Here is a 941-nt window from a genome sequence, read left to right on the forward strand (position 1 = left end):
CGTCGTCATGTCGCTGGATTACTACAACAGCCTTATGGAGACAGTACATCTATTGCGCTCCCCTGCTAATGCTGAACACCTGAGTAAATCAATCGCGCAATACAAGGCAGGCCAGGCAACAACACGTGGGTTGGTAGATGAAAGTGAGTAGTCGGTTGCTTTGTTGGACTGAAGAGGCATGGAACGACTACATCTATTGGCAAAGCCAGGATAAGAAGACTCTCATACGCATCAACAAGCTAATCACTGATGTGAAGCGGTCTCCGTTCGAAGGTATCGGGAAACCAGAAGCTCTCAAGGAAAACCTGGCGGGCTTCTGGTTACGCCGAATCGATGAGACTAACCGCTTGGTTTATGCCGTGGAAGATGCGTCCATTACGATCATATCCTGCAGATACCACTATTGAACGCGCTGCCCTCGACCTCATGGTCGGGACGTGTCCCCTTTACGGTCCCTCACTCGTCGCGATCGATGGCGAAGGCCGACCAGGCTTGGCGGGTGGGCATGACTTCCAGGCGGTTGAAGTTGATGTGCGCAGGGAGCGTGGCGATATAGAACATTTGCTCGGCAATATCCTCGGCGGTGAGTGCGGTAGTGCCGCTATATAGCGCGTCGGAGGCAGCTTGATCGCCGCCGGTGCGCACGAGGGTGAATTCGGTTTCGGCGATGCCGGGGGCAAGGTCAGTCACGCGCACGCCGGTGCCAAGCAAGTCGCAGCGCAGGTTGTAGCTGAACTGTTGAACGAAGGCCTTGGAGGCGCCGTAGACGTGGCTACTGGGGTAGGGCCATTGGCCGGCGATGGAGCCGACATTGACGATGGTAGCGCCTGCGCCGACGTCGATCAGTGTCGGCAGTAGCGTGTGGGTGACGTTGACCAGCCCCGTGACGTTGGTGTCGATCATGGTGTGCCAGTCGCGCCGGTCGACTTCTTGAGCGGGCT

General features: G+C 56.9%; 3 protein-coding genes. 2 read left to right on the forward strand and 1 reads right to left on the reverse strand.

The window, feature by feature from the left end:
• The coding region (locus OP495_RS18425) for a type II toxin-antitoxin system Phd/YefM family antitoxin (RefSeq protein WP_280571226.1) at nt 1-151 on the forward strand (151 nt) is incomplete at its 5' end.
• Entirely contained in the window at nt 144-407 is a 264-nt protein-coding gene (locus OP495_RS18430; protein ID WP_348521335.1) for a Txe/YoeB family addiction module toxin, read from the forward strand. The genes OP495_RS18425 and OP495_RS18430, both read left to right, overlap by 8 nt.
• 49 nt (nt 408-456) lie before the next feature.
• On the opposite strand, the gene OP495_RS18435 is transcribed toward OP495_RS18430, so the two are convergent.
• The coding region (locus OP495_RS18435; protein ID WP_280571225.1) for an SDR family NAD(P)-dependent oxidoreductase at nt 457-941 on the reverse strand (485 nt) is incomplete at its 5' end.

The sequence above is a fragment of the Chromohalobacter sp. 296-RDG genome, assembly GCF_029889885.1.
Lineage (GTDB): Bacteria > Pseudomonadota > Gammaproteobacteria > Pseudomonadales > Halomonadaceae > Chromohalobacter.